The organism is Streptomyces sp. 8K308 (genome assembly GCF_004348315.1).
In the GTDB taxonomy this organism is placed as follows: Bacteria; Actinomycetota; Actinomycetes; order Streptomycetales; family Streptomycetaceae; genus Streptomyces.
In genome coordinates this window covers 1-20,347 of record NZ_SMKC01000103.1, presented here as the reverse complement: position 1 = coordinate 20,347, position 20,347 = coordinate 1, and the positions used below count along the sequence as shown (strand labels likewise).

Annotated in this window: 13 protein-coding genes and 4 pseudogenes; 12 read left to right on the top strand and 5 right to left on the bottom strand. The window is 72.9% G+C overall.

Annotated elements, in window-relative coordinates:
* Nucleotides 1-181: pseudogene (locus tag E1265_RS39105) on the bottom strand (IS982 family transposase); the annotation flags it as partial.
* A 318-nt stretch (nt 182-499) separates the two neighbouring features.
* On the opposite strand from E1265_RS39105, the gene E1265_RS16625 reads away from it, so the two are divergent.
* Together E1265_RS16625 and E1265_RS16620 are read left to right on the top strand one after the other, a co-directional pair.
* On the top strand, nt 500-1,378 hold the full coding sequence (locus E1265_RS16625; protein ID WP_132931089.1) for an aldo/keto reductase: 879 nt from the start codon (nt 500-502) through the stop codon (nt 1,376-1,378).
* A 50-nt stretch (nt 1,379-1,428) separates the two neighbouring features.
* Nucleotides 1,429-2,160, top strand: a complete 732-nt coding sequence (locus tag E1265_RS16620; protein ID WP_132931088.1) for an SDR family NAD(P)-dependent oxidoreductase — start codon at nt 1,429-1,431, stop codon at nt 2,158-2,160.
* A 16-nt stretch (nt 2,161-2,176) separates the two neighbouring features.
* Here E1265_RS16620 and E1265_RS16615 read toward each other — a convergent pair whose 3' ends face one another.
* Together E1265_RS16615 and E1265_RS16610 are read right to left on the bottom strand one after the other, a co-directional pair.
* Nucleotides 2,177-3,754: a substrate-binding domain-containing protein gene (locus E1265_RS16615; protein ID WP_243740849.1), complete on the bottom strand. Its 1,578-nt coding sequence runs from the start codon at nt 3,752-3,754 to the stop codon at nt 2,177-2,179.
* 207 nt (nt 3,755-3,961) lie between these two features.
* Nucleotides 3,962-4,555, bottom strand: a complete 594-nt coding sequence (locus tag E1265_RS16610) for a lytic polysaccharide monooxygenase auxiliary activity family 9 protein (protein WP_132931087.1) — start codon at nt 4,553-4,555, stop codon at nt 3,962-3,964.
* 194 nt (nt 4,556-4,749) lie between these two features.
* Between E1265_RS16610 and E1265_RS16605 the strand changes: the two genes are divergently transcribed.
* Complete coding sequence (locus E1265_RS16605; RefSeq protein WP_165953768.1) at nt 4,750-6,828, top strand: dynamin family protein; 2,079 nt, start codon at nt 4,750-4,752, stop codon at nt 6,826-6,828.
* A 79-nt stretch (nt 6,829-6,907) separates the two neighbouring features.
* Here the strand turns inward: E1265_RS16605 and E1265_RS16600 are convergent, their stop codons facing one another.
* On the bottom strand, nt 6,908-8,290 hold the full coding sequence (locus E1265_RS16600; RefSeq protein WP_243740850.1) for a ThuA domain-containing protein: 1,383 nt from the start codon (nt 8,288-8,290) through the stop codon (nt 6,908-6,910).
* A gap of 336 nt (nt 8,291-8,626) precedes the next feature.
* Here E1265_RS16600 and E1265_RS16595 point away from each other — a divergent pair.
* The 3 genes and pseudogenes from E1265_RS16595 to E1265_RS16585 form a co-directional block, all read left to right on the top strand.
* A pseudogene (locus tag E1265_RS16595) lies at nt 8,627-9,079 on the top strand (SDR family NAD(P)-dependent oxidoreductase); the annotation flags it as partial.
* Nucleotides 9,031-10,995, top strand: a pseudogene (locus tag E1265_RS16590) (GAF domain-containing protein). The pseudogenes E1265_RS16595 and E1265_RS16590, both read left to right, overlap by 49 nt.
* A 100-nt stretch (nt 10,996-11,095) precedes the next feature.
* Nucleotides 11,096-12,724 carry a beta-N-acetylhexosaminidase gene (locus E1265_RS16585; RefSeq protein WP_132931085.1) on the top strand — a complete coding sequence of 543 codons (1,629 nt, stop codon included), beginning with the start codon at nt 11,096-11,098 and terminating at the stop codon, nt 12,722-12,724.
* Between the two features lie 22 nt (nt 12,725-12,746).
* On the opposite strand, the gene E1265_RS16580 is transcribed toward E1265_RS16585, so the two are convergent.
* Nucleotides 12,747-13,292: a TetR/AcrR family transcriptional regulator gene (locus tag E1265_RS16580; protein ID WP_243740848.1), complete on the bottom strand. Its 546-nt coding sequence runs from the start codon at nt 13,290-13,292 to the stop codon at nt 12,747-12,749.
* 223 nt (nt 13,293-13,515) lie between these two features.
* On the opposite strand from E1265_RS16580, the gene E1265_RS16575 reads away from it, so the two are divergent.
* The 6 genes and pseudogenes from E1265_RS16575 (at nt 13,516) to E1265_RS16555 (ending at nt 20,058) form a co-directional block, all read left to right on the top strand.
* Entirely contained in the window at nt 13,516-14,637 is a 1,122-nt protein-coding gene (locus E1265_RS16575) for an FAD-dependent monooxygenase (RefSeq protein ID WP_132931083.1), read from the top strand.
* 111 nt (nt 14,638-14,748) lie between these two features.
* The gene (locus tag E1265_RS16570) at nt 14,749-16,182 is read left to right on the top strand and encodes an MFS transporter (protein WP_243740847.1); all 1,434 of its coding nucleotides are present in this window, start codon (nt 14,749-14,751) and stop codon (nt 16,180-16,182) included.
* Between the two features lie 65 nt (nt 16,183-16,247).
* The gene (locus E1265_RS16565) at nt 16,248-18,260 is read left to right on the top strand and encodes a GMC family oxidoreductase (protein WP_132931082.1); all 2,013 of its coding nucleotides are present in this window, start codon (nt 16,248-16,250) and stop codon (nt 18,258-18,260) included.
* 57 nt (nt 18,261-18,317) lie between these two features.
* Nucleotides 18,318-18,815: pseudogene (locus E1265_RS40705) on the top strand (aldo/keto reductase); the annotation flags it as partial.
* A gap of 110 nt (nt 18,816-18,925) precedes the next feature.
* Nucleotides 18,926-19,333 (top strand): aldo/keto reductase, encoded by a 408-nt coding sequence (locus E1265_RS40700; protein WP_347877205.1) that lies wholly within the window; start codon nt 18,926-18,928, stop codon nt 19,331-19,333.
* 83 nt (nt 19,334-19,416) lie between these two features.
* Nucleotides 19,417-20,058: a histidine phosphatase family protein gene (locus E1265_RS16555; RefSeq protein WP_132931081.1), complete on the top strand. Its 642-nt coding sequence runs from the start codon at nt 19,417-19,419 to the stop codon at nt 20,056-20,058.
* The last annotated feature ends 289 nt before the right edge of the window (nt 20,059-20,347 follow it).

Sequence of the window (20,347 nt, the reverse complement as noted above, 5' to 3'; positions counted from 1 at the left end):
GCCGCTCGGAGGTGTAGCCGAGCAGCGCGGACATCACCGCGAGGGTGAGCAGTTCCGCGTCGCTGAGCCGGGGCGCGATCCCGACAACCGGACGTGCCGGAGCCAACCATGGCGAAGCCTTCAACCCATCATCGATACGGGCATAGAGTGCTGTCGCGAGGGTGTCCACGTCTGTCTTCACACGCCGACATTGGACACCCTCGCATCATGCCCGCAGGCCACCCCTTGGACTCATTCATCTAGGTGTGCTGGCCACGAGCGATGTCAACGCTGGCTGATCATTCGGCGGGGCGAGGACCTCCGTGCGATGGAGATGTCGATCTTCACCGCACGGCGGTCTTCGTGTCCCATCGCTACGCCCGGGGGACCGTCCGCGACACGGCCCACTGGGAGGCACTCTCAGGACTCCCGCCCGCCTTGGGTGGGTGGGTAGCGTGTGGGTGTCAGCAGCAGGACCTGCGAGAGCTTCTGTCACACGTCGAAGAGGGATGTCTCAGCAATGCAGCAGCGCTCCATCGGAGATGTTCAGGTCAGTGCCATCGGTCTCGGCGGGATGCCGATGTCCATCGAGGGCCGTCCCGACGAGGCCCGCTCCATCGCCACGATCCACGCCGCCTTCGACGCGGGCGTCACGCTCATCGACACCGCCAACGCCTACCACCTCGGCGCCGACGCCGTCGGGCACGACGAGACCGGCCACAACGAGTCCCTCATCGCCAGGGCCCTCACCTCCTGGGGCGGCGACACCGACGACGTGCTCATCGCCACCAAGGGCGGCCACCTGCGCACCCAGGACGGCACCTGGATCCTCGACGGGCGACCCGAACACCTCAAGCGCGCCGCGAAGGAGTCCGCCACCCGACTCGGCGTCGAGGCCATCGGCCTCTACCAACACCACCGCCCCGACCCCAAAGTCCCCTACGCCGACACCATCGGAGCCCTCGCCGACCTTCTCGACGAGGGCGTCATCCGCCTCGCCGGCATCTCCAACGCCGACCCCGGACAGATCCGCCTCGCCCACGACATCCTCGACGGCCGACTGGCCTCCGTACAGAACCAGTTCTCCCCCGCCTTCCTCACCAGCCTCCCCGAGCTGGAACTGTGCGCCCAACTCGGCATCGGGTTCCTGCCCTGGAGCCCACTCGGCGGCATCAGCCGCGCCGGCGACCTGGCGGAGCGGCACGTTGCGTTCGGCGAGATCGCCGCCCGGCACGGGGTGAGCCCGCAGCAGGTGTGTCTCGCCTGGGAGCTCTCGCTCTCACCGACGGTCATCCCCATCCCCGGCGCCTCCCGCCCGGAGAGCATCCTCGACTCCCTCGGCGCCGTTGACCTCGCGCTCGGCGCGGAGGAGCTCGCGGCCCTCGGCGAAGCACGGTAGCGGACCACCTGCGGATGTCGACGATCTCCGTCTCACAGAAGGGTTGATGCATGGCACGGGTGTTCGTGACCGGCTCCACGGACGGCCTCGGCCGCGGGGCGGCCGAGGCCCTGCTCACCGACGGCCACCGGGTCGTCGTCCACGCGCGCGACGCGGCGCGGCGGGGAGCCGTCGACGATCTGGTCGCCCGAGGCGCCGACGTCGTCGTCGGGGACCTCGGCGACCTCGACGAGACCAGGTCCCTCGCGGACGCGGTGAACCGACTCGGCCGGATGGACGCCGTGATTCACAACGCCGGCGTGCTCTCGGGGCGGCCGCTGCTTCCGGTCAACGTGGTCGCCCCGTACCTGCTCACGGCGCTCATCGACCGTCCCGCGCGGTTGGTGTACCTCAGCAGCGGCATGCACCGGGGCGGCCGAACGGAGCTGGACGGCCTCGACTGGAGCGGCGCCCGCGAGACCGGCTCCTATTCGGACACCAAGCTGCTCGTCACCACGCTGGCCGCGGCGGTCGCCCGCCGCTGGCCGGACGTGCTCAGCAACGCCGTCGACCCCGGCTGGGTGCCGACCCGGATGGGCGGCCCCGGCGCCCCGGACGACCTGGAGCTCGGCCACGTCACCCAGACCTGGCTCGCCGTCAGCGACGATCCCGAGGCGCGGGCGACCGGTGGGTACTGGCACCACCAGCGCCGATCCGACCCACATCCCGCGGTCGACGACCCGGCGTTCCAGGATCGGCTCCTCGACGCGCTCGCCCGCCACACCCGCACCCGACTGACCTGACCGGCGGCCCGACCGTTCAGGGGGTGGGGCCGGCCGTCAGGGTGGGCTGGCACAGGACTTCGTTGACCATGTCGTCGCAGGGGCGGTGGCCGTGGAAGCGGATGATGTCCTCGCCGATCTGCTCGGTCAGGAAGCGCAGGAAGCTCGCGGCCAGCGAGTCGGGCGTCAGCTCGCCGTAGGAGTAGGCGTACTCGGTCGCCCAGAAGGGGTAGGCACCCGCGTCGGCCGCGTCCAGATCGGCCGGCTGCCCGTTGATGGCGATGGTCCGCACGTCGTCGCGGGCCATGGCGGCCCCCAGTTCGGCGTAGCCGATGGCGCCGTCGAGTTGGGCCACGGTGTTCACCATGTCGCCGGTCGAGTCCACGCGGCAGTTGATGCGGCCCTGGTCGGCGTCGTCGTCCAGGCAGTCGGCTGAGCTGTCCCCCGGCTCCCAGCCGCCGAGGACGCGGTCGGCGAACGCCCGTTGGGTGCCGGAGTCCGATTCCCGGCTGACGGTGCGGATCGCCAGGGCGGCGCCGTCCAACGCGTCGGCGTCCCAGGTGTCGATCTCGCCGCCCCAGATCTGCCGGACCTGGTTGAGCGAGAGATCCTCGACGCCCACGTCCGGGTCGGCGATGAGCGTGAAGAGGATCAGGGCGACGGGCGTGGGGAGCAGGCTCGTGTAACGCTCCGCCTTGGGGCCGTCGGAGAACGCCAGCATATCGGTGCCCGCGGCCTCGTCGAGCCTCGCCCAGCCCTCCTCGCTGCCCTCGGTCGCCACCTCGATCGTCGCGTCGGGGCAGTGGTCCCGGTAGGACTCGGCGGCCTCGGTCAGGACGGGCTCGAAGGCGGTGGAGCCGACGAGCGTCAGTTCGCCCTCCGCGCAGTCGAGCGGGGCGGCGGCCCCGTCCTCGTTGAGCGCCAGGCCGAGTTGGGTGACGGAGACCACGAAGACGAAGATGAAGAGGGCGATGCTCCAACGCCGCGAGAGTCCGGTGGTGTTGCTCTCCGTCTGCTGGACGCGGCCGTGGTCGCGGCGGCGGCGGACGCCGCCTATGATGCCGCCCTCGACCCGGGGCTTGGGCGGCTCGGACCTCTGCGGGGCGCCGGGCTCGCGTTCCAGGACCGCCAGCACCTTGTAGTGGTTGCCCTGGTTGAGCGGCGCCTTCGGAAGCTGGATGACGCCGTCGCCGACGCCGAGTCCGGAGTCCGGGCCGAAGCAGTGGCGCAGGTGGTTGTCGTCGTCGTGGAACTCGGTCACCGCGACGCCGCAGACCCGGCGCTCGGGGAAGCTGACCCGAAGGCCGATCAGGTCGCCGGGGAGAGAGGCGTAGTCATCGGAGTGGATCGCGGCCGAACCGGCGTTCTCGATGCGCATCAGGACGACCGAGGGCTGGTCGAGGTCCCGGTCGTCGATCTTCAACTGCTGTAGCGGGCCCGCCAGATCGGAGTGGAGCTCGTCCGTGACGGGAGTGTCCATCTGGACGCGGTAGCCGAGCCGCTTGCGGCCGAAGAGGACGAACTCGTAGAGCGCCGCACCGACCGGGACCAGGATGCCGAGGACGGCCGTGACGAGCCCCATCAGATCCAACGCGTCCACGATCGCTTCCCCCAAGCGGTACAACGTGGTGACCGGGTGAGGTGACCATACGATCGCCGGCGGCCGGCGGCGTGGCCTGAGCGCGAAGGTTCCGCAAGCATTCACCATGCCGTCGGCCGGCGTTGGGGCTCGGCCGCTCCCCCACGGTGCTCGGCGTCGGCGGAGGGCCGCGGGTGCGCGGGGAGTGAGCCGGTGACGACCTCCCCGCGCACCTGGCGCGGGTCAGAACTCCACGTCGGAGCAGGCGTAGAACGCGTTCCCCGTGTCGTGGACGTTCCAGACCGCCACGATCAGGTGGCGGCCGGACTTCCCGGCGGGCAGGGTGCCCTGGTGGCTCTCCGTCGCACCGGGCTGGGCGCCGTTCATCGGCACCGTGAGGAACGGCCGGGGGTCGAGGTCGGCCCGGGTGAGCGGCCGGGTGGGGTCGTAGTCGTCGTCGGTGATGAAGTACTGGAAGTCGGTGGTGCGGTGGGAGACGGTGAACCGCCAGCTGAAGGTGTGCTGTTGGCCGGCCGTCAGCCGGGTCGCCGGCCAGCCGCCGCCGCGCGGGGCGTCGAGTTCGGCGAACCGCTGGTTGCCGCCCGAGCAGATCTGACCGTCGGCCGGGCCGGCCTGTGGGAAGCCCTTGGGGCCCTCCACGCTCTGTGGCTCCCAGACGATCGCCCCGCAGCCGCTCACCGCGCCCTGGGCGCAGAACGACTGACGGCTGGTCGGCGAGGTGCCGTATCCGTGTGCCTCGGCCGTGCCGCCGGTGGCGATGACCGAGACGGCGGCGAGGGCGGCCCCGATGGCCGCCGTGCCGATCCTGCTGCCCATGCTTCGCTCCCGGAGAGTTGTGGGGGGGGTGAGCGCTCCGTGGCGGGATGCCGTGCCGTGGTCCAGACCAACTTCGACGCTACTGCCGACCATGGGGCGCGTCCATACTCATGACAGCTCCCGGAACCGGGATCGGCGGAGGCGACTGCGTGAAGTGGTCTGCTCCGGGCCGGACCAAGCGCTATAACTCCTCTGTGACCACCACAACAGGCATCGAAGAGTTGCGCGTTGAGCTGCGTCAGGCCCTGGACCGCGGCACCGCGTGGCTGGGCGCGGTGGCCGACGCGCCGACGGTCACCGAGGAGTGGCGGGCCGAGGCGGAGCGCGACGCCCGCCTCATGCGGCAGCTGCGGACCCGGGCGGCGTCCTCGCTGATCAACGTGGCCCTGCTCGGCGCCTTCTCCTCGGGGAAGAGCTTCCTGCTGAGCGGCCTCCAGGGCAAGCTCGATCTGCTCCAGGAAACCGGCTCCGACGGCCTGCCGGCGGAGAAGTTCGTGGGACTGCTGCCGTCCTCCCCCGTGCCGACCACCGCCTGCCCGGCCACCGTGTCACCGGTGGACGACACGGCCGGAGGGCCGGACGCCGGCGGATCCGGCTTCCTCCGGGTCCAGTTCGCCGACGCGGCCGAGAACCAGTGGGAGGACGTCGGCAACTCCCCGGCGCCGGCCGTGGTCGCCGCCTACGCCATGCAGGACGCCGACACCAGCAACCGGCTGCGCCCGCACTGGAACCGCGAGGTGGCCGAGATCGAGATCCTGGTCTCGTCCTTCCGCGTGCCGGCGAAGCTCTACGACCTGCCGGGCTTCGGCTCGCCGAACGCCATCCACGACACCATCGTCAAGCAGGCCATGGGCGAGGCCGACTGCTTCATCTACGTCTCGCACGCCTCCCGCACCCTTTCGGAGAACGAGCTCGACCTCATCCGCACCCTCTACGCCCACTACCGGATCTACCGGAAGCCGGTGCTGTGGGTCCTCACCGCCATCGACCTGGCGACCCAGCTCGACCACCGCAACGTGCCCGCCTGGCAGGCCACCATCGACCGCAACAACGCCTATCTGCGTGAGCACTTCACCGTCGACGGCCGCCCCGACCTGGACTTCTTCGGTGCGGGCTTCGTGCCCGTCTCGCCCGCGTCCGAGGTGCGCGCCGCCACGTTCGAGGCCCAGGGACAGACGGCGCTCGCCAGGCGGCAGGCCGCGGAGAGCCGGATGGACGCGCTGCGCGAGACCCTGGAGGCCCTGATCGGGCGCGGCTCGGGGCGCTACCACCTGGGCAAGGTGGCGGACGAGGCGCGGGCGCTGCTCGGCCCCCGGGTCTCGTTGCTGGGCGAGCGGCTGCGCACCGAGCGGCTGCCGATCGACGAGCTCCAGGGCAGGCTGGACGCGCTGGCCGAGCGGCGGCGGCGGGTGGACGCCGTGGCGACCCGGCTCCGTGAGGAGCTCGAGGGGCGGCTGAAGGAGCACGTCCGGCGTGCCGCGCGGCCGTTCAACCGGCTCGCCGCGCATCTGCACGCCACGCTCGACGACGAGATCCGCGCCACCGACGTGCGCCGGCCGGTCCGCGTCCACCAGATCCAGCTGGCCAAGACCCAGGCGCTGCACGACTGGATCGAGGCGGCTCCGGACGGCCCGGCCCGGATCTGGGAGCGGCAGCTGCGGCAGTTCAAGGACGTCGTGACGGACCGGGTGCGGGCCGAGCTCGGCGCCGACGACCCGGCGACCGCGCTGCCCGGCTACACCTTCGACATCAACGACCTGACGATGCCGCGCCCCCGCCGGAACCGGAGCACGGTCCAGGACGTCCTCCAGCGCACCGCCGCCTTCCTCGGGATCTCCGCGCCGATCGTCGCCACCGGCACCTGGATCGGGGGCGCGGCGACCGCCGGCCTGGTGTTCCCGCCGGCCGCCGCGGTGCTGGGGATCTCCGCGCTGGTCTACCTGGGCATCCAGCAGCGCAAGTCCCGGCGCACCTCGCTCGAGGTCACCCAGCAGGAGTGGATCGACGAGCTGGACGTGGAGGCCCAGCAGGTGCGGGAGTCGTTCGAACTGGCCATCGGCCTCCAGGGGATGGACGTGCTGGACAACCTCTCGGACAACCTGGTCCGCTACGCCGACGAGTTGGACGACGCGATGGACCGGGTGCGGGACCGGATGGCCAGGCCGGAGACCCAGGACCAGCAGGCGCTGGTCGACCGGCTGCGGGCCACCGTCGAGGAGGGCGAGTCGGTGGTGGCGACGCTGCGCGGGCTCCGGGCGCCACGGGAGGAGTGAACCGGCCTGACGGTGCGGGGGGGTTCTCCGCGCGCGGGTACGGGCTCCCGGCCCGCGGCGGGTGGCCGGTGGCTGAGCCCTAGCCGGACGCCGGACCGGGGGCCGGGGCGTCGGTCAGCTCCCGGATCCGGACGTCGCGGAAGGAGGCGGTGTCGGCGTCGCCGTGGTTCTGCAGCCCGATGTGGCCCTGTCGGAGGCTGCGCGCGGGGTCGGTGTTGGTGAAGTCGTTGATCAGCGTGCCGTTGAGGTAGACGCGGAGGCGCTCGCCCTCGACGCGGACCTCGTAGGTGTTCCACTCCCCCGGCGGGTTGAGGGCGGCGTCGCGGGCGACGAGGTCGGCGGACTGGAAGCCGTAAACGGCACCGGTGGTGCGGTCTGGGGCGTCGGTCGCGTCGATCTGGATCTCGTATCCGTTGTCGACCGCGGACCAGGGGTCGTCGGAGGCAGGGAAGCCCACGAAGACGCCGGAGTTGTCGTCGCCCTCCAGCATCCAGTCGAGCTTCAGCGAGTAGGAGTCGAACTCCTCCGTCGCGTACCACAGCATGCCCATGCCGCCACGGGAGGTGAGGGTGCCGTTGGCGAGCTCGAACGAGCCGGGTCCTGCCTGGGACCAGCCGTCGGTGTCCGAGCCGTCGAAGAGCGGGGCGTAGCCCGTCTCCGGGCGGCAGTCGGCCCGGGTGGCGCCCGCGGCCCAGCGGATCCCGCCCAGCAGGTGCCGCACGAAGGCTTCCTCGGAGTAGGACTCGGCGGTGTGGCCGCCGCCGGTGTAGAAGGCCCGACCGCCCTCGTACTCCTTGCACCAGGCGATCGGGTGGTCGCCGTCCATGGTGCCGCCCGTGTAGCTGGCCTCGTCGAGGGAGGCCAGCACGTGGGAGGTGGTACGGGGGTTGGTGCGGTAGTTGTACCACTCGTCGGTGCGCTGCCAGGCGCCGCCCAGGTGGGCGGTGGCGTCGTGCGCGCGGTCCTCGACCCGGACGGTGGCCCGCTGGATGTGGGGGTGGGAGTGGAAGAGCGCGCCCGCCAGGCCGTTGTACCAGGCCCAGTCGTACTCGGTGTCGGCCGCGGCGTGCACGCCGACGTACCCGCCGCCCGCGTTGACGTACCCCTCGAAGGCCGCCTCCTGGGCGGCGTTCAGCACATCGCCCGTGGTGGAGAGGAACACCACCGCCTCGTACCGGGACAGGTTCTCGGCGGTGAAGGCACCGGCGTCCTCGGTCGCGGTCACCGTGAAGTCGTTCGCCGCGCCGAGCCGGGTGATCGCGGCGATTCCCTCGTCGATGGAGTCGTGCCGGAAGCCGGCCGTCCTGGAGAAAACCAGCACCTCGTAGGCGGATTCACGGGAGTCGTCGGGGACGTCCTTGGCGGTCGAGGTGGACGTCGCCGGCAGCGCGGCGACGCAGAGCAGCACCCCGAGGCCGAGGCCGGCGAGATGTCGGATACGGCGGGTCCTGCGGCGAATCACCTTCGTGCTGTCCCGGTACACGCGCGTCCTCCATGAATGTGGGGTTCATTGAGCGGCCCTGCCACATCAGCGGGCCGTAGCGCAGCGAAGCTCGGCGGGCGGTCGACCATGAGCGCGGCCCTTTTGCCGGCTTGACAGGGAAGGTAGAGGCTTTCAGGCGGGTTGGGGAAGCCTTTTCACACCGCAGCGGCGAACTTCTGTCACCTGGGCAGCCAAAGATCCGGGCGCCGATCCTCCGGGAGCCGCGGCATATGGGTGCGGTCACCACTGCCGCCGGGGAAAGAGTGGTGACCGCCGCCATGGGGGGGCACCCGACGCCGTTCCTACTGTGCGGCCATGGACAGCAACCGCAGCAGCGACGCCAGCGCCAGCGCCGCCGCGCCGTTCCTCACCGGGCGCACCGCCCTCGTGACCGGGGCCGCCAGTGGGATCGGGCGGGCCTGTGCGGTGGCGCTGGCCGGCGCCGGGGCGCGCGTCCTCGTGGTGGACCGGGCGGAGGAGGCCGCCGGGGCGACGGCGGAGGGAATCGGCGGCACCGCGTTCGTCGCGGACCTGTCCGAGCCGGCCGCCGTGGACACCCTGCCGGACGACGCCGACATCGTGGTCAACAACGCCGGGCTCCAGCACGTCGCGCCGCTCCGCGAGTTCCCGCCCGACCGGTTCGCGCTGATCCAGCGGGTGATGGTGGAGGCGCCGTTCCGCATCCTCCGCCGCACCCTGCCGCACATGTACGCCCGGGGCTGGGGGCGTGTGGTCAACATCAGCTCCGTCCACGGGCTGCGCGCCAGCGCCTGCTGCTCGACCTGCTGACCGAGGACGCCCCGGCCGAGCACCTCGGCGCCGTCGCCACCGAGGCCCGACTCGGTGGCGTCGCGGCGCCCGAGCTCGCGGAGATCGAGCGGGCCACCGCCGCCGCCCTGCGCATCCGCCGTGTCCTGCGGCAGCACCGGCGGCGGGAGGCAGAGCTCACCGCGCTGTTCGACACCGCGAGCGACCTCGCCGCGCTGCGCGACCTCGACGCGGTCCTCGACTCGATCGTCCGCCGGGCCAGAAGCCTCCTCGGCACGGACACCGCCTACCTCACCCTCCACGACGAGGAGGCCGGCGACACCTACATGCGGGTCACCGACGGCTCGGTCTCGCCGCTCTTCCAGAACCTGAGGCTGGGCCTCGGCGAGGGGCTCGGCGGGCTGGTGGCTTAGACCGCCACCCCCTACGCCACGCCCGAGTACCGCACCGACGAACGCTTCCTTCACACCAGCGCCATCGACGCCGGTGTCCTGGCCGAGGGCCTGGTCGCGATCCTCGGGGTGCCGCTGCTGCTCGGCACGGGTGACGGCCGCGACGGCAAGGTCATCGGGGTGCTGATGGCCGCCGACCGGACGCCGCCGACGTTCGCCCCCGAGGAGGTGGCGCTGCTGTGCTCGCTCGCCGCCCACGCCGCCATCGCCATCGACACCGCCCGGGCGCTGGCCGACACCAGGGCCGCGCTCGCCGAGCTCGCCGAGGCCAACGCCGTCATCCGCGCCCACTCGGCCGCCATGCAGCGCGCCGCCGAGGCCCACGACCGGCTCACCGACCTCGTGCTGCGCGGCGGCGAGCTGTCCGAGGTCGCCACCGCCGTCGCCGGGCTGCTCGACGGCGCGATCACCATCCACGACGCCGACGGCCGGGCGCTGACGGCCGTGCGCCGCGGCGGCGTCCCATTCGACGACCGGCCGGACGCGGCCGAACTCGCCGAGGCCGTCGCCGACTCCCACGCCAGCGGCCGGGCCGTGCCCCGCCGGGACCGCTGGATCTGCGCGGCGCTCGCCGGCCAGGAGCTCCTCGGCAGTCTGGTGCTCCACGGCTGCCCGCAGCTGACCGACGCAGAACGCCGCCTCTTCGAGCGGGCCGGCATGGTGACGGCGCTGCTCCTGCTGCTGCGCAGGTCCGTCGCGGAGGCGGAGAACCGCATCCGCGGCGAGCTGATCACCGACCTGCTGACCGCGCCGGAGCGCGACCCGGCCGGCCTGGTGGAACGCGGTCGCCGGCTGGGGGTCGACCTGGAACGGCCACACCTGCTGCTGGTCGCCGAGACCACCACCGCCGCCCGCAAGCGGCTGGTCGCCGCCGCCCGGCAGTACCTGTTCGGCAGCCACAGCGTCAGCGCGGAACACGCGGCCGCCGCCGTGCTGCTCGTCCCGCACCGGGACGCCGGCCCCGGTGCGGCGGCCAGGGCCGCGGCGGCCCAACTGACCCAGCTGGTCGGGGCGCCGGTCACCGTCGGCGCCGCCGGTCCCGCGGCCGGGCCCGTCGGGCTGTGCGCAGCGTACGCCGAGGCCGTCCGCTGCCTGCGGGCGCTGACGTCCCTGGGACGGGCCGGCGCCGGAGCCTGCGCCGCGGAACTCGGCTTCCTCGGCGTGCTCCTGGGCGACGGCCGGGACGTCCACGGCTACGTCGCGGCCACCCTCGGGCCGTTGCTCGAGTACGACGCCAGGCGCGGCACCGAGCTGATCCGCACCCTCCAGGTGTACTTCGGCTGCGGGCGCAGCCTGACCCGCGCCAAGGAGCGGCTGCACGTCCACCTCAACACCGTCGTCCAGCGCCTCGACCGCGTCCAGGCGCTACTCGGCCACGACTGGAACAGCCCGGAGCGTGAGCTGGAGCTGCAACTCGCCCTCCGGCTCCACCTGCTCACCGAAACCCCGCCGGACGCCGGCTGAACATCGCGCGCGGCGCGGCGGATCCCTGGTCCAGACCTCTTGTTGGGGCTCGAACACGGCCTCTACCCTCGCCGTAGCTCCCCCGCCGAAAGGTCTGCCCATGCGTCTGGTCCCCGCGCCCAGGGAAGTTCGTCCCGGTCCTGCCGGCGGCCCCTTCGTCCTCGGCCCCGAGACCCGGGTGGCGGCGGACGCGGCGAGCGCCCCGGCGGCCCGCTGGCTGGGCTCCGTGCTGGGGGCGGCGACCGGTCTGCCCCTCCCGCCGGCGGCCGCCGGTGGGGACGGCGTCGTCGACCTGCGGGTCACCGAACGGCTCGCGCCGCGCGGTCCCGAGGCGTACGAGCTGGTCGTGGACGCCTCCGGAGCGCTGATCGAGGGCGGCGGCCCGGCCGGGGTGTTCTGGGGCGCGCAGACGCTGCGGCAGTTGCTCGGCCCGGCGGCGTTCCGGCGCGCCCCGCTCGACGACGGGCCCTGGGCGGCGCCGCCGGTGCGGATCGCGGACGCCCCCCGCTTCGCCTGGCGCGGCATGCTGCTGGACGTCGCCCGGCACTTCATGCCGAAGGATGGCGTGCTGCGGTACATCGATCTGCTCGCCGCCCACAAGCTGAACGTCCTTCACCTCCATCTCACGGACGACCAGGGCTGGCGGATCGAGATCGTGCGCTACCCGCGCCTCACCGAGGTGGGCGCCTGGCGCCCGCGCAGCACGGTCGGCCTCGGCGACACGGCGGGGTGGGACGAACGCCCGCACGGCGGCTACTACACGCGGGACGACCTGCGCGAGATCGTCGCCTACGCCGCCGCGCGGCACGTCACCGTGGTTCCCGAGATCGATGTGCCCGGCCACTCCCAGGCCGCCATCGCCGCCTACCCCGAGCTCGGCAACACCGACGTCGTCGACACCTCCGCGCTGACGCCGTGGGACCGCTGGGGCGTCAACCGCAACGTGCTGAACGTCTCCGACGCGACACTCGAGTTCTACGAGAACGTCCTCACCGAGGTCCTGGAGATCTTCCCCTCCGAGTACGTCCACATCGGCGGCGACGAGTGCCCGAAGGACCAGTGGCGGGCCAGCGCCGCGGCCCAACGACGCATCGAGGAGCTGGGTCTCACGGACGAGGACGAGCTGCAGAGCTGGTTCGTGCGCCACTTCGACCGCTGGCTCGCCGAGCGGGGCCGCAGACTCGTCGGCTGGGACGAGATCCTCGACGGCGGCCTGGCGCCCGGCGCGGTGGTGGCGTCCTGGCAGGGCTACTCGGGCGGCGTCACGGCCGCGCGGGCCGGCCACGACGTCGTGATGTGCCCGGAGCAACACACCTACCTGGACTGGCGGCAGGCCGAGGGGCCCGACGAGCCCGTGCCGATCGCGCACGTGCGCACCCCGGAGGACGTCTACCGCTTCGAGCCGGTACCCGAGTCCCTGACCGAGGCCGAGGCCGCGCACGTCATCGGCGTCCAGGCCAACGTCTGGACCGAGACCACGGACAGCGCCCGCGCCGTCGACTACCTGGTCTTCCCGCGGCTGGCCGCCTTCGCCGAGGTCGCCTGGCGCCCCCTGCCGCCGCCCGCCGAGCGGGACTTCGCCGACTTCGAACGCCGGCTGGACGCCGCCCACTACGCGCGCCTCGACGCGCTCGGCGTCGAGTACCGCCCGCCGTCGGGACCCCGGCCCTGGCAGCGACACCCCGGCGTCCCCGGCCGCCCCCGGGAGGGCCGGCCGCCGGCCCGCTGACCCCGGGCGGCCTGGTGACCGCTCAGCCGTGCGGTGCCGTGGCCCGGATGCCGGCGAGCACCACGCTCACGATGCGCTCCGCGTCCGCGCGGGTGAACGGGCGCATGCCGCGGTTGGCGATGAGGTGCACCGGGCCGGAGATCATCTCGCCGAGGAAGGCGCTGTCTACCGGGGGGAGTTCGCCCCGGTCGACGGCGGTGTCCACCCGCCGCCGCATGGCGGCCACGCGCTGGTCGAGGACCTTGGTCAGCGCCTGGATGGTGGGGCTCTGGCGGGCGGGCTGGATGGCCTGTTCGAGCGTCCGGCCGAACGGCGTCCCCAGGCCGCCGGCGAGGGCCACCAGGAAGTCCACCAGGTCCCGGTGGATGTCGCCGGTGTCGGCGACCGAGGCGAGATCCTCGGCGTAGCGCAGCAGGGCTTCGACCACCAGTTCCTCGCGGTCGGGCCAGTTGCGGTAGACGCTCGTCTTGTGCACGCCGGCGAACTCGGCGACCTCCTCGTAGCGGAAGCCCGCGATGCCGTCGCGCGCCACGAGCTCGACGGTCGCGGCGAGGATCTGCGCTCTCACCCGGGCGTTGCGACCACCGGGGCGCCGTGCGGGCGGCCGGTCAGTGGTCCCGTTGGCCATCGCCGCGCTCGCCTCCTGTTCTCTGCTCGGGTGCCGATTGTCGCCAGGTGCGGCGTTGCGGTGCAAGCCGGCGGCAAGTAGGCTCGCTAAAAGCGACAGTTTGTTTCTTTAACTGTATCGCCGATCCGCTCGCACACCCACCTCAGCGAAACCTGGAGCCCATGTGAACGTCCTTGTCTCCGGAGCCGGTATCGCCGGGCTCGCCTGCGCGGTCGAGCTCGGTACCCGCGGCCACGACGTCACCGTCGTCGAGTACGCCCGCCACCTCCGGCTCGCGGGCACCCCCATCGACATCCGCGGTGACGCGATCGAGGCCGTGGACAGGATGGGGCTGCTGGCGGAGATCCAGCGGCGACGGGTCCGGATGTCCGAGCTCACCCAGTTCGTCGACAGCCGGGGCGAACCGGTGGCCCGGATCCCGATGGCGGAGGTCAGCGACTCCGACGACGACATCGAGCTCCTCCGCGAGGACCTCGTGCGCATCCTCGCCGACGCGCTCCCCGACACCGTGGCGATCCGCTTCGGCGACTCGATCGAGACGCTGACCGACGGCGGTGTCGACGGTGGCGTCGACGTGCGTTTCGCATCGGGCCGCACCGGGCGGTACGACCTGGTGCTCGGGGCCGACGGCCAGCACTCCGCGGTCCGCAGGCTGGTGTTCGGGCCCGAGAAGGACTACCTCAGGCACCTCGGTGTCTACTTCGCCCTCGCCGACCACCCAGGCGAGGCGCGATCCGAGGGCGCCAACTCGATATACAACGTCCCCCGCCGTATGGCGGGCATCTTCCGGTACCGGGGCAGGGCCGTCGCGGTCTTCCAGTTCCGCTCGCAACCGATCGACTACGACCACCACGACCTGGACGCCCAGAAGAAGATCCTCATCGACGCCTTCGCGGGCTACCGGTCGTGGCGGATCCCGGAGTTGCTCGACGCGGCCCGCGCCGATCCTGGTTTCTTCCTCACCGCCGCGAGCCAGATCCACCTGCCCTCCTGGCACCGCGGCCGCGTCGCCCTCGTCGGGGACGCCGGGTACTGCCCGGCCTTCCTGTCCGGCCGGGGCACCTCACTCGCGCTCACCGGCGCCCGCTTTCTCGCCGAGGAACTCGAACGACGCGGCGGTGACCACACCGCCGCGTTCGCACGGTACGAGGCCCGGCAGCGCCCCTATGTCACCTTCGCCCAGAACCGTGTCCACAGCGGTCGCGAACGCATGCTGCCGGCCACCTGGGCCGCCATCGCGGCCCGCAACGAGGCGCTGCGGGCATCCGGCACCGGCGCACCCTGACCCGACGTCATGCGGACTACGCCCCATGGCTCTCAGCAGACCACCCGGTGACACCGCCGCGCGGCGTGCCGTGCGCCGGCACCTCACCCCCAACCCGCTGGAGAACGCACAGTGACAGACACGCTGGAAAGGCCCGCCCCCGGCGCCCGGGAGCACCGCTGGAGTAGGCGGCTCATCCGCTGGGCGGCCGTTCTCACCCTGGCCAACGTCCTGGCCGACATGGCCATCGGCTCGCCCATGATGGTCCTGCCCCAGTTACTCGAGCACTTCGACACCGACCAGGCCGCGTGGCTCAACGCGAGCGCCATGCTGGCCGGGGCCATCTGGTCGCCGCTGCTCGCGAAGAGCTCCGACATCTTCGGCAAGCGCCGGATACTCGTCGGCACGCTGCTCCTCGCCTGCGCGGGAGCGCTGGTCTGCCTCGCCGCCCCCAACGTCTGGATCTTCCTGGTGGGGCGCTTCCTCCAGGGCGCCGCCTTCGCCGCCATCTTCATCACGGTGGCCCTCGCACGCCAGATCTGCACGCCTCGGGTGGCGATGGCCCTGGTCGGGCTCGTGACGTCCGGCTCGTCGGTCGTCGGAATCATCGAGCCGTTCCTGATGCAGCCGGTCATCGACGTGTTCGGCTACCGGAGCGTGTTCATCGCGGCGGCGCTGCTCGCCGCGGCCGCCGCGCTCTGCGTGCGGTCCTTCATCCCGGAGTCGCCGATCCGCGGCACCGGCCGGATCGACATGCGCGGGGCGCTCCTGCTCGGCGGCGGCCTCGGCGCGGTGCTCGCCTACACCAGCCTCGGGAGTGACCTCGGATGGCTGTCCGGGGGCATGATGGCGCTGCTGGCGGCCGGCGCCGCCGGGTTGGCCGGTTGGGCGTTCCTCGCGCTGCGGGTCGACGATCCCGTCATCGACATCCGGGCCCTCAGCCGCCCGATCCTGTTGACGCTGCTGGCCCTGGTACTGGCGGCGGGCTCCTTCCGGAGCATGCTCCAACTGACGAGTATCGTCGCCCAGGTGCCGCCCGACCTGGGGCTCGGTTACGGTCTCGGCGACGGGGAGGCGGTCGCGGTGCTGCTCGCCACGCCCAATGTCGGCATCGTCATCGGCGGCGCGTGCGCCGGATGGCTCGCGGGGCGCTTCGGTCCCGCGCTGCCCCTCCTCGGCGGCATCGCCGTCGGGGCGGTGGCGACCTTCGGGATGCTGGCGGGCGTGTCGGTGCTCCCGCTGGCGATCGCCTGCGGCGCCGTGGTCGGCATGGCCGCCGGCGCGATCGGCGCCTCCGGCTACAACCTGGCGACCAGCATCGAAGCGCCGGAGCGGCAGGGCACGATCGCCGGTCTGGTGTCGGTCGTGCTCGCCCTCGGCTCGGTCGTCTTCACCTTCGCCGGGGGCGAGGTGCTCAAGGCGACCGCCGTTCCCGGGACCCTCGCCGACGGCGCCCCGGTGAGCACGGCGACCGGCGTGTACCTCTACGTCGCGATAGCGGGCGTGCTCTTCGTCCTCGCCGCGGTGCCCACGATCGTGCTGGCCCGCGACCGGCCCCTTCCGTAGCCGGACGACCGGGTCATAGTTGACCCGACTCGACGAAAGGGGCCGGTGTGCCGGGGAAGCAGTGGATGTCCGAGGACGACCGGGTGCTGCTCGCGTCGCTGATGGACGAGGTCGTCCCGGCGGACGACTTCCCGTCGGCCTCGCAGGCCGGGGGGTTGGCCTTCATCGGCTCGATCGTCGCCGAACGTCCCGACTGGCTCGGGCGCGTCACGGACGTCGTGCGGCGGGGGCGCGCGAGCGAGCACTGGGCCTGGTTCGCGGAGCTCGTCGCCGCCGGGTACTACGCGGACGCCGACAACGGGGGCAACGCCGGTTCGGCGTCCTGGGCGATGGTGGGCTGGCGGCCGGAGCCCGTCGGCGGTTGGGGGGTCGAGGTGCCCGTGCGGGAGGCCGCCCCGGCCACGGTTCATCCGCGGGATCTCGCGGACCGCTACGACGCGATCGTCGTCGGCTCGGGGGCCGGCGGCGGGGTCGCCGCGTGCGGCCTGGCGGAGGCGGGCCGGACCGTGCTCGTCGTCGAGGCCGGCGGCTGGCCGGGGATCGCCGCGCTCTCCCGGGACCACCTCAGGAACCCGCGCTCCGACTGGGGGTTGGCGCCCCACTCCGGTCCCTCGGACGACGGCAACCCGCGCGTGGTGGACGACGGCCGCCGACGCCTGCCCCTACGCCCCAGCGAGAACGGGTGGCACAACAACGCCTTCACCGCCGGCGGCGGCACCCGCGTCTACGGTGCCCAGGCGTGGCGCTTTGCCCCGCTCGACTTCACCATGGCCTCCGCGTACGGCGTCCCGGCCGGCAGCGCCCTGAGCGACTGGCCCATCACCTACGAGGACCTCGCCCCCTACTACGAGCGCGCCGAGTGGGAGATCGGCGTCAGCGGGGGCGAGGACGACGGGCGTTGGGCGGGCCACCGGGCCCGCGCACTCCCGATGGGGGCGCTGCCCGCAGGACTCACCCGCGAGCGCCTCGCCGCCGCGGCCGACTCGCTCGGCATATCGACCGTGCGGGTGCCGCTGCTCGTCAACTCGCGCGAGTACCTGGGACGGCGACCGTGCGCCCAGTGCGGTCTGTGCGTCGGCTTCGCCTGCCAGGTGGACGCGAAGAACGGCAGTCACAACACCGTGCTCACGCGGGCCTTCGCCACCGGCCGGGCCACGATCGTGCTGGAGACCCGCGCGGCTCGGATCCGCGTGAACGGCGAGGGGCGCGTGGTCGGCGTCACCCTCGTCGGGACCGTCGACGGCGTGGCGTGGCGCCGGGACGTCGACGCCGGGGAGGTGGTCGTCTCGGCCGGCGCGATCGAGTCGGCCCGGCTGCTGCTCAACAGCCGCAGCGACCGCGAGCCGAACGGGATCGGGAACAACAACGACCTCGTCGGACGACACCTGCAGGGGCACCTGTACGGCGGCGCGATGGGCGTCTTCGACGACGTCGTCGAGGATCTCGTCGGTCCTGGCCCGTCGATCGCGACGACGGACTTCCGGCACCGGAACGGCGACCTGATCGGCGGCGGCATCATCGCCAACGAGTTCGTCGCCACCCCGTCAAGCACCTTCCGTTACCTCGTCGGCGCCGGCTTCGTCCCACGGGCCGGCCTGGAGAGCAAACGGGGCATGCGGGACCTCGTCCGCCGCAGCATGCGCCTCATGGGCCCGATCCAGGAGGTCACGGTCGCCGACGCCCGGGTCCGCGTGGACGACGGCGTGGTCGACCGGCACGGCGTCCCCGTCGCCCGGCTCAGCGGCGGCGTGCACGAAGAGGACCTCAGAGCCCGGGACTTCACCAGCCGCAAGAGCGCCGAATGGCTGCGCGCCGCCGGCGCGAGGGACGTGTTCGAGTACCGGTTCCCCCATCGCGGGCCGTCGGGCGGTCAGCACCAGGCCGGCACGCTCCGCATGGGCGACGATCCCGCCACCTCGGTGGTCGACTCCTTCGGCCGCGTCTGGGGCCACGAGAACCTCCGCGTCATGGACGGCTCCGTGCACGTCACCAACGGCGGCGTCAACCCGGTGCTGACCATCTTCGCCACCGCGCTGCGCAGCGTCGAGGAGATGACCGGGGGCCGGCGGGCGGTCTGACCGACTCCCGGGACGGAATGTGCCTGCCGACACGCATGACCGCGGCCGGTGTGGCGCATGGGGAACGGGAGAGGAGGGGCGGTGCGTGCTGACGAACGCGTGACGCTGGGGCGGACGAGGCTGCGGGTGAGCCGGATGGGTCTCGGCCTCGCCTCGCTGGGCGGGATGTTCAGGACGGTGCCGGAGGCCGAGGCCCAGGCCACGATCGACCGGGCGTGGGAGCTCGGCGTCCGGCTGTACGACACGGCACCCGTCTACGGTTACGGGCGCTCGGAGCGGCTCGCCGGACGGGCCCTGCGCCCGAAGCCGCGCGAGAACCTCGTCCTCTGCACCAAGGTCGGCCGGCTGATCGAGCCGGGCGGCCCCGACACACAGCCCATCTGGGCCGATCCGCCGCCTGACGTCGGGCCGCGCCTTGACCACGGCCGGCGAGCGGTGTTCCGCTCGCTCGACGAGAGCCTCGACCGCCTCGGCCTCGACCGGGTCGACGTGCTGCACATCCACGACCCGGACGAGGACTTCCCCACGGCCCTGGCCGAGGCGTACCCGGCGCTGGCCAAGCTCCGCGACCGCGGCGCGGTCGGCGCTGTCTCCCTCGGCGTGAACCACGCCGACGTCGCCGCCCGGTTCATCCGCGACGCGCCGCCCCGGGCCCGGACTGCGTCCTGCTGGCGGGCCGTTACACCCTGCTCGACCAGTCGGGCCTGGCCGAGCTCCTGCCGCTGTGCGCCGACCGCGGGGTCGCCGTGCTCGCCGCGGGCGTCTACCAGTCGGGGTTGCTGGCCGACCCGAGACCCGGCGCGCCCCACGGCCACACCCCCGTTCCGCCGGCGCTCGCCGCGCGGGTGCGGGCGCTGCGCGCCGTCTGCGAGCGGCACGCCGTCCCGCCCCTGGCGGCGGCGATCCAGTTTCCGCTGGCCCACCCGGCCGTGGCCGCGGTCGTCGTCGGCGCGCGCACCCCGGCCGAGGTGACGAACAGCGCCGATATGCTGGCCCACCCGGTTCCCTGGGCGCTCTGGTCCGACCTGCGATCCGCCGGCCTGCTTCCCAGGAAGGCCCCGGTGCCCGCCTAGCGATCGCCGGCCGGGTCGTCGGCCGGCGACCCGCTCACGCGCCCGCGTCGAGTAACCCACCACCCGGAGGAGGCCATCCCCCCATGCGCACCCTGTACGTCGTCACCCACCCGGAGGCGACCCACCACGTCGAGAGGGTCGTCGGCGGTTGGCACGACTCGCGGCTGACGCCCGCCGGCGTCCGCGCGGCGGCGTCCATAGCCCGGGCCCTGCGGACCCAGGTGCCGGCCGGGGCCGAGGTGGAGCTGTTCTCCTCGGACCTGCTGCGCACCCGGCGGACGGCCGAGGAGATCGCCGAACTGTTCGGCGTGGCGGCGGTGCTTGACCCCCGGTTGCGGGAGAAGTCCTACGGGGAGGCGGGCGGCAGGCCGCAGGAGTGGTTGGACCGGCGGTTCGTGCCGCCGCCGGCCGTCGGGGAGCGGCTGGAACACGACGAGGGCGTGGCGGGCGCCGAGACCAAGGCGGCCTGCGTGCGGCGGATCTACGCGGCCATGGACGAGATCCTGCGGCGCCCGTGCGAACACCAGATCATCGTGACGCACGGTGGCTCGCTGACGTTCGTCGTGGCGTCCTGGATCAGGATGCCGATCGATTCGGTCGGATACGCCGCCTTCCGGGCCCCCTCCGGCAGCATCACCACGCTGCGCGAGGACGACTTCTTCCACAACCGCCAGGTCGTCACCCTGGGCGACACCCGCCACCTCGCCCCGGACCGGGTGGGCTGATCGCGGCCCGAGCCGGGCCGCCGGACGGGGGCACCTACCATGGTCGGCATGTCCGCACCCGCCCGTCTGCTCTGTCTCGCGCTCTTCGCGAGTTCGGCGTGGTGCGTCGACGAGGGTCTCTGTCGCCGCTGAGTGAGCTCAACACCTCGCTGCCGCGGCTCTGTTCCGCTCTCCACGCACCTCCGCACGTTCCGTGGAGACCTCCGTGACCACCACCTCCTCGCCGTCCCCCATCTCCGCTCCCGAGGTCGATCCCCGGCGGCGCTCCACCGCGCCGCTGGCCCCGCTC